3 protein-coding genes and 2 pseudogenes are annotated in these 9,251 nt (G+C 41.1%); 1 reads left to right on the top strand and 4 read right to left on the bottom strand.

The genetic code is table 11. The features are described 5' to 3' along the window. From K1I53_RS09235 to K1I53_RS09220, 4 genes and pseudogenes are all read right to left on the bottom strand, one after another. Positions 1-4,560: SHIRT domain-containing protein (locus K1I53_RS09235; RefSeq protein WP_223329178.1), on the bottom strand; the 4,560-nt coding region annotated here is incomplete at its 3' end. 202 nt (positions 4,561-4,762) lie between these two features. Next, complete coding sequence (locus K1I53_RS09230) at positions 4,763-5,578, bottom strand: endonuclease/exonuclease/phosphatase family protein (RefSeq protein WP_223329177.1); 816 nt, start codon at positions 5,576-5,578, stop codon at positions 4,763-4,765. 51 nt (positions 5,579-5,629) lie between these two features. Beyond that, a complete protein-coding gene (locus K1I53_RS09225; RefSeq protein ID WP_223329176.1) occupies positions 5,630-7,816 on the bottom strand; it encodes a PTS transporter subunit IIBC in 2,187 nt (728 codons plus the stop codon). A gap of 170 nt (positions 7,817-7,986) precedes the next feature. Then, positions 7,987-8,555: pseudogene (locus tag K1I53_RS09220) on the bottom strand (IS30 family transposase). 300 nt (positions 8,556-8,855) lie between these two features. On the opposite strand from K1I53_RS09220, the pseudogene K1I53_RS09215 reads away from it, so the two are divergent. After that, positions 8,856-9,198, top strand: a pseudogene (locus K1I53_RS09215) (ISL3 family transposase); the annotation flags it as partial. Positions 9,199-9,251 lie beyond the last annotated feature (53 nt).

Here is a 9,251-nt window from a genome sequence, read left to right as displayed (position 1 = left end):
CTGAGCTGAAACAGAGGCACCATTCACATAAGTTGCACTGTCACTTGGAGTCAAGGCTGCGATGGCTGCTGGAAGAGTCTTACCTGCTGTCTCACTCTCGAAGCGGTAACTTGCTTGGTACTTGTTGGCTTCAAAGGCCCATTTTCCTACAAACTCAACATCGGCCTTATTGACAACGGCGCTAGCTGCGTCGTAACCCTTGAAGGTCCAAGTGCCGTCGTTCACAGTATCTGTGTATGTGGTTTGAGATGGTTGCTGAGCTGAAACAGAGGCACCATTCACATAAGTTGCACTGTCACTTGGTGTCAATGCTGTGATGGCTGCTGGAAGAGACTTACCTGCTGTCTCGCTCTCGAAGCGATAAGTAGCTTGATACTTGTTAGCTTCAAAGGTCCATTTTCCTACAAACTCAACATCAGCCTTATTGACAACGGCGCTAGCTGCGTCATAACCCTTGAAGGTCCAAGTGCCGTCGTTCACTGCGTCGGTGTATGTGGTTTGGGATGGTTGCTGAGCGGAAACAGAAGCACCATTCACATAAGTTGCACTATCGCTTGGTGTCAAGGCTGCGATGGCTGCTGGAAGAGATTTCCCTGATGTCTCGCTCTCGAAGCGGTAAGTAGCTTGATACTTGTTGGCTTCAAAGGTCCATTTTCCTACAAACTCAACATCAGCCTTATTGACAACGGCGCTAGCTGCATCATAACCCTTGAAGGTCCAAGTGCCGTCGTTCACTGCGTCGGTGTAAGTGGTTTGGGATGGTTGTTGAGCGGAAACAGAGGCACCATTCACATAAGTTGCACTGTCACTTGGAGTCAATGCTGCGATGGCTGCTGGAAGAGCCTTACCTGATGTTGCGCTCTCGAAGCGGTAACTTGCTTGGTACTTCTTAGCTTCAAACTTCCACTTACCTGTGAAAGTCAGATCAGCTTTTTTCACAAACTTACTTTTGGCATCGTAACCAACGAAAGTCCAGGTACCATCGTTCATATCATCTTTGTAAGTCGTTGTAGTTAGCTCTTCTGGTACAACTTTTTGCGTGTTGTAATAGCTTGAGCTATCTTTTGGTGTTTTCTTCTGGATAAATTCAGGCAAATCAACACCAGACGTAACACTTACAAAAGTATAGCTTACATGATGCGGTCTAGGCGTCACTTCCCAGATACCAGTAAATGTCACACGCTTGCCATTATAGGTCACATTCTTCTGATCGTAACCTTTGAAGGTCCAGACATAGTCTTTTTCTTCTTCAGCTACTGATTCTTTAGCAGGTTGTTTGGCTACAATGGTGTCTCCAACCTTATAAGAAGCTTCATCACTTGGCATCATTCCCAAAATACTTTGTGGCAATGGAACACGTGCGTCAGAAGATTTGAATACATATTCTGGATTTGGAGTAGGTACCCAGCTTCCAAGGAAAGTCTGTCTACCTTCTGCTACAACGATTTTTTCTTTATCGTATCCTGCAAATGTCCAAGTCACTTTATTTGCTGTATCAACATAAGTCGTTTCACTTGGTTGTTCAGCCAGAATTTCCTTAGGATATAACTTGTAATCATAAGGATTTTTCGGAGTCAACTTGGTGATATGATCTGGTAATGCGAAAGCAGGATTAGTTGATTGGAACTGATAGTCTACACCATTTGGCGTAAAGCTCCAAGATCCTGTGATGGTCTTCACTTTCGTACCTGCAATAGCTTTTCCGTATTTATCCGCATCAAAACCATGGAAGATCCAAGTACCTGTCGGAACAGTTACTGTGGTGGTGTCAAGTTTGCTTGCATCTTTGTAATCGTCAGCTCGTGCAACGAAATCAGTACCAGCTGGAAGCATATCGCGAATCTTATTTGGAAGAGGGTACGCAGGAGTCGAGTTAGTGAATTTATACTCCACTCTGTAGATCATATCAGACTGATTGGTGGGAACCAAGATCCATCTTCCTCTGAAGCGAACATCTTCTGTCCCTACTGTTTTCACACGTGAGGAAATAGTCGTATTGTCATCTTCATAGTAGTCATCAAATACCCAAGTCCCTCTGCCATCAGGATCCTCAAATCTTGTTTTAGATGGCATTTTAACACGAGCTTTTTCACCCTTGACAAATTCTCTTTCATAAGTGATTAGATCATACAAAGTTGATGGCGGATAGATCGTTTGACCAGAATCATCTTTTGAATCTGTATAGAAGTCATAGTAGACACTATGCTTAGTCGGTTCAAAGACCCAGTGGAGTGTGTAAGTAGAGTCCTCATCATCAGATGGTTTTTCTATCTTCTTAGGAGCAATAAACTTCCAAGTACCATCATTATCATCATCTGTGTATGTATAGAAACTTTCAATGACATATCTAACATTATCAGAATAATCTTTCGGAGAAGTCGTGATAGAAGCTGGAATTTGTGCCTTCAGATCATCCGGAATAGCCTTCCCTGGGGTATCACTGACAAAGTCAAAGGAAACAGTCTTATCTCTGTGTGGTGTGAAAGACCATTTACCTGTAAAGAGAACTTTATCTTGATTAACTACCTTGCTATTAGCGTCATAGCCATCAAATTTCCAAGTACCCTCGTTATCAAAGTCCATGTAGGTCGTCTCACGTGGATATTCCGCAAATACAGTTTCGCCATTATCGTAAGTATTTGTATTACTTGGCATCAAGGCCTTAACTGCAGCTGGTAGAGATCGACTAGGATCTGAGCTAACAAACTCATAGTTTTCTGAGTACTTATCCGCTACAAAAGTCCAAGTACCTGTAAACTTAAGGTTCCATCCCTTATGATCCCACTCACTTACTGGTTTTTCAGTAAAATCGTAGCCTGTAAAGGTCCAGGTACCCTTGTTAACTGCATCATAGTAGGACTCTTGAGTCGGTCTAACAGACTGAACCATCTCACCTTTCGGGTATTGCTTTCTCTTTGCATACTCCCATTCAGGCATATCTACCGGCTTCAGATTATTGATCTCAGCAGGTAGTGCTTTGCCAGCCGTTCCACTGAGAAACTCGTAAGTCGGTTTCCGAGGAACCCCTTTAAATACAAACTCCAATGGTATTGTAACTTTTGGTATTTCCCCATATGTAGCCGCCCGCTCTAGTTCACGACTGAAGGTTAAATCTACTACATCTTCCTCAAAGGTCCAATTTCCTTCATTTTCCGCATCATAGAAGGGTTTGTAGAGATTTTGAGTTTCATCATAGCGGAGCAAAGCAGCTACCGTGTCCAGTATATCTTGAGGTAAATGCTCATCTCGTTTATCAAACTGATTGAGAGAAAGCTTGTAATCGTATAGCTTACTTTCTAGATCTTTTATCTCCTTAGGAAGAGGTAATTTATATTCGTCACGTGAGGTCTTAGGACTACTTGGTAAATGATAAAAATTCTCAAAATCGTGCTGGTTCATAGGTTTGTAGGATACAGTGACATCCTCAAAGTATTTCCAAGTTCCTACGAACTCTACATCGCCATTGTTTGCCACTTTACTTGGAGCATCAAAGCCAGTCAAAGCCCAATAGCCTTTTCGGTTAGGAAATTCTTCTGAAGTATAAAAAACATAGTGAAATTCTTGTGCTTTTACTACTTCACCCTCAGCAAATCTTCTTCTATCTTCTGGACTCCAGTTTGCAACATAAGGTGGCGGAGTTTTTCCAGGTGAGCCATTAACCGCTCTATAGGTAGCCTTGTATGGTGTCGGCGTAAATTCCCACTTACCTGTGAAGAAAACATCATCTTTGCCAATCACCTGACTATCATGGTCATAGCCCTTAAAGGTCCATCTACCACTTCCATCATACTCTACATAAGTTGTTTCAGTTGGCTGGATGGCCTTTACTTTATCGCCCTTTTTGTAGATTTTTGTATCTTCTGGCTTCAAGTAGTTCAGAGCAAGCGGAGTTGTTTTTCCTGGTGTAGCACTTTCAAACTCATAAAGTGCTGAGCGAGGAGTTTTATCCTGATCTGGGATGAACTTCGGATTTTTATCACGAAGACCAGAATTGACAAAGTTCACGAGATTGCGATAAACCTTATCAATTTCTTCTTGCTTTGTTGCAGTTTGAAGCACACCATCAGCAGCCGTCATTACGCCATTCAAGATTTCTAGACTATCGTCTGTCTTACTTGAAAAGTCCTTGCTGCGCAAGTTTTTGAGGTAGTTCTCTAAAGCGCTCTTGTTTAGACTTGCATTTGCTGATGCTGGTTGAGCAGTGGCTGCAGCTGGCTGGCTCGTGCCTGTAGCTAGCTGGCTCGTGCCTGTAGCTAGCTGAGCATTTTTAAAAGCAGTCGAATCTGTCGCTTGACTTGTCTCTGCTACCGCAGATTCAGAAGATTTCAAAGTAACTTGCTTTTCTTTCTGAGGCTCTGCTTGCTCTATTGTAGAAGAGCCCACCGAGACCTGACTCTCTGCTTTATTCTCCACTTGTTCAGTAGCCGTAAGCTCATCAGCTTGAGCTACTTGAGCGGCTCCAAGCGCCGCAGGCGCAAACAAAAATCCAATCGCAAGGGATACAGTAGCAACTGACAATTTGCGGATTGAATATTTTATCTTTCTATCCTGAAAAAACATTCCAGTCCTCCTTTTATTTCATTATTTTCATTCTATCATAAATAGTTAATATTAGCGATTTTTTGACCGTAAATTTTTAAAAACTTATTTGTGGATATTTCCTCATAATATACAAATATACAAAAAACTTCTTCTCCAAAATAGTAATTATAGGGATTTTTGTAAAAAAATGAAAGGAATCGCTCCCTTTCATTTTTTTCTTTTATTTCCAATTTAATATCGCGTTCAAACCATAGTGGTCACTGACTTGTGGACTATTCTGACCATCAAAGACTACATGCAAGCTTTCAACTTCTAACTCTTTAGTCGTAAAGACATAGTCAATTCGAAGTGGTTCGGTGTTGCCTTTCCAACCATCAATTTCTGGTGGCACTGTATAGCTACCACTTCTTTCTTTCGCGACTTCAAATGCATCTTGTAATCCTAATGGGCTAACTAAAATCGCTTGATAGCCTTCCTGACCAGCTGGATTATTAAAATCACCTGCTAAAATCAGAGGTTTGTTCAACTCTTTTAGTACAGCCTCAAATCGTGCCCATTCTTCTTGGAAACCTTTATCCCACCAAGAGAGATGGACACTTGCAAGAGCAAGCTCCTTACCTTCAACTTCTGTCTCCGCCAAGGCAACACGACGAGTATGGTAGTCCGTTGGGTCATCTACATCAGACACTAAAATTTCACGCGCCTTAATAGGTGTTTTGGATAAGATGGCTACACCTTCATGGTAGCGGTCATAGCCGATATGATTGTAAGCCCAAGTCCAGTAGTAGTTTTTCCCTTTCTCAGCCAATTTTTCAACCAGGAGTCGTACATAGTGGTCCTGATGAATGGGTTCTGCCGCTGGCAAAGCTTGATAAAGATGATCAACCTCTACCTCAGGCGAAGTAATTTCTTGATTGATTTCTTGGAAGCAAATCAAATCATAGTCTTTTTCAAGAATATCCTGGAGTAAGAGCTGGAATTTTTCCTCTGCTTTCTTCTCCATCCAACTGTGGGTATTGAGTGTTAGAAATTTCATGCTTTTCTCCTAAAACAAGAGGTTGGAAAACAGCTTCCAACCTCAAGTATATTACAATTCTACTTTAGCAACTGCTGTTTTAGCTGCAAGAGAACCTGTTTGTTCTAATTTAACTGATTTGATAGCATCACCATTTGTAAAGACAACCACTGTTGATGTTTCACGACCTGCTGCACGGATAGCATCCAAGTCAGCTGTAACAAGAAGATCACCTGCTGCAACCTTTTGTCCTTCAGAAACGTGAACAGTAAATGGTTTTCCTTCAAGGCTTACAGTATCCAAACCAATATGAACAAGTACTTCAAGACCTGATTCAGTAACAAGTCCAAGTGCATGTTTTGTTGGGAAGATACTTGATACAGTACCTGTAACTGGAGATACAATGTTTCCATTTGCTGGTTCTACTGCAAAACCATCACCCATCATTTTTTGAGCAAAGACTGGATCTTTCACTTGTTCCAAGGCAATAACTTGACCGTCAGCTACTGAGTAAACTTCCTCAGTTACACCTTTAAAATGTACAGTATTTTTTTGAGCTTCTGTCATTTGGCTTGGAAGAGTTTCAGGAATTACCTCACCTGAGTCAAGGATATCTTGGATATCAGATTTCAATACGTCAGCTTTTGGTCCGTAGATAGCTTGGACACCTTGTCCTTTCATGACAAGCCCCATAGCGCCTTCTGCTTTCCATTGTTCCTCAGTACCAACACGATCTGCATCCTTAACAGTTACACGAAGACGAGTCATACATGCATCTACATCTACGATGTTTGCACGACCACCAAGAAGGTTAATGATATTTACAGCTTGAGAAGCCGCTGCAACTTTTGTTTCTCCTGGAGCTGCATCTTCTGATGCTCCTTCAGCAGTTTCATAGTTTCCGTTACGTCCTGGAGTTGCATAGTTGAATTTCTTAATCATGAAGTTGGCAATGAAGTACATGATGACTGCAAAGAGGACAGTTACCCAGATAAAGTTAATGATATCCATACCAAGACCAGCGTTGATAGCTAGCGGAGTACGAGTCAAGAATTCAATTGAACCGAATGAGTGCATACGAAGGTGAACAATATCCGCCATAGCAAAGGCAGCACCTTGAACAAGAGCATACACTAGGTAAAGAGGTGTTGCGATAAACATAAACATATACTCGATAGGTTCAGTAACCCCTGTCAAGAATGTTGCAAGGGCTGTCGCAATCATCATACCCTTGTATTGGTGTTTCTTGTCAGCATCAACATTGCGGTAGATAGCAACGATGATACCCATCAAGATACCGAATGAACCGATCATTTGACCAACTTTAAAACGAGCTGGAGTGATAGTTGTAAGAAGGTGTTGGTATTGGTCAGCATTTGAACCTTTAAGGTTAACAAGGTCTGTTACCCAGGCAAGCCATAGTGGGTCTTGACCAAATACTTGAGTTCCTTTAGCTGCACCAGTAAGGATTTCGTATGTTCCACCAAGAGCTGTATAGTTCATTGGGATTGTCAACATGTGGTGAAGACCAAATGGCAAGAGCAAACGTTCCAAAGTACCATACAAGAATGGTGCGAGAACTGGAGCAGTTTCTTGTGAGTTGGCAATCCAAATACCAAAGTTATTGATACCTGTTTGAACTACTGGCCAGAAAGCTGCAAGTACAATTGCTGCAATAGCTGAACGAAGGATGACAACGAATGGTACGAAACGTTTACCATTGAAGAATGAAAGGGCATCAGGAAGTTTACGGTAGTTGTAGTATTTGTTATAGGCAGTTGCCCCTACAAAACCTGAGATAATCCCTACGAAGACCCCCATGTTCAATGCTGGTGCTTCAAGAACACTGATAAAGTAATCTGCCACCTTGATAGAAGAACCAAAGAGAGTAGTGACCATAGCCTCAGGGTTTTTCAGCATATCACTTGTAACTCCAAAGATAGTACCTGTGATACGATTAATCAAGATAAAGGCAAGCCCAGCTGCAAATGCACCACCTGCACGTTCTTTTGCCCAGCTTCCCCCAATAGCAAGGGCAAACAAAATATGAAGGTTACCGATAACCCCCCAACCAATTTGCTCAAGGATTCCACCTGTAATCACTAGAGGAGCAAGATTGGGGTCAATCATCACGATTGATTTACCGATTGAGATCATCAATCCAGCCGCTGGCATAACGGCGATAACCACCATTAGAGCCTTACCGAATTTCTGCCAAAACTCGAAAGACAAGACATTTTTGAATGTAGCTTTCATCATTCAAATCTCCTTTATTTTATTTAGGCAAACGTTTTACGAAAACGTTTGCACTTGTTTATAATTTAATTATACCACTTTATTTTTTTTTTGTAAAGGCTTTTATAAAAAAATTTTCCATTTTTCTTAAATTTTTATACAAGGCTAAATTTCAAGTTCAAGTTAGCCAGTAATCAGTCTTCTCTGGGAGACTTGTAGTCCAAGCATTTTTTAGGATAGTTATTGATCCAGTTTTCAATGAAGGCGACTTCTTTGGGAGTCGTTTTCTTGGTTCCTTTAGGTAACCATCTACGAATGAGCCTGTTGTGATTCTCATTGGTTCCCCTTTCCCAAGAGGCATAGGGGTGTGCATAGTAGATATGCTCCTTAGAAAACACATCAGACAAGCGGTTGAATTCGGCTCCATTATCTGCCGTGATGGAAAGAATCTTGTGTTGTCTTAAGATGAGTTTTAGAGCCTGATTGACAGACTCAGCGATTTTATTTGGAATTGATCGAATGATTTGGTGTCTGCTCCTTTGATCCGTCAAGGCCAGTAGATAGTAGTTTTTCGCTTTGAAACGTCCCTTTCCATACATTGTAGGACTGTACCACGCTTGATTTCATTGTGGATGGTCTGAGGAGCTTTTCCAAGTAGAGAGGCGATTTCTCTATTTGATTTTCCTTCATTTTTCCATCGTTCGATCAAACGACGGTTATGGATTGTCAAGTGTTTAGCTTTTGTAGTATAATTGTTTTGCATCTCTGTGCCTTTCTTGTGTTTGTGGTGAACAACAAGTATAACACAGAGGTGTTTTCTTATGCCTATAACTAGATTTCATTTAACAACATAGACTAGTTGAACCAGCTCATTTTTAGGAAAGTTGGCTGGCTAACTTCATTATAGAACTTTCAATTTTTATACAAGCGCTAAAAGAAGAAGCTCTATAATATTTGTAGTGGGTAAATCCCCTATAGATATTATGGAGCCTATTTTGTTGTAGAAAAAAGTCCCATAAGATCTATAATGAAAAGCGATCAAACCATCATTAGAAAGAATCTTATGGAACCATTACATTTTATCACAAAATTACTAGACATTAAAGACCCTAATATCCAGATTCTAGATATCATCAATATGGATACTCACAAGGAAATCACTGAAGAAATATGATTTTCAAAAACCGTCTAAGATTCCTTCCCCTGAAACGACTGGCATGCCTACTAGAATTCTCCTTAAAAACGCCGTTTAAAGTGCTATCATTGCTCAAAAACTAGTTGAAAAAACTTCTATGACCGATATCGCTCATCAGCTGTCCATTTCAACTTCAACCGTCATTCGCAAGCTCAATGACTCTCACTTTAAACATGACTTTAGCCGACTTCCAGAGATTATGTCTTGGGATGTTGAAACAGTCAGGGGAGTGACTGTTTCAATCGGGAGATGAAGATGAGCTTT

Source organism: Streptococcus oralis (assembly GCF_019929365.1).
In the GTDB taxonomy this organism is placed as follows: Bacteria; Bacillota; Bacilli; order Lactobacillales; family Streptococcaceae; genus Streptococcus; species Streptococcus oralis_BT.
Note: the sequence above shows the minus strand (reverse complement) of the source record. Positions and strands in the feature narration are given on the sequence as shown.

Coding starts and splice junctions, on each gene's coding strand:
- K1I53_RS09230 (WP_223329177.1), bottom strand. CDS start 5,578: ATGAAATTTCTAACACTCAATACCCACAGTTGGATGGAGAAGAAAGCA.
- K1I53_RS09225 (WP_223329176.1), bottom strand. CDS start 7,816: ATGATGAAAGCTACATTCAAAAATGTCTTGTCTTTCGAGTTTTGGCAG.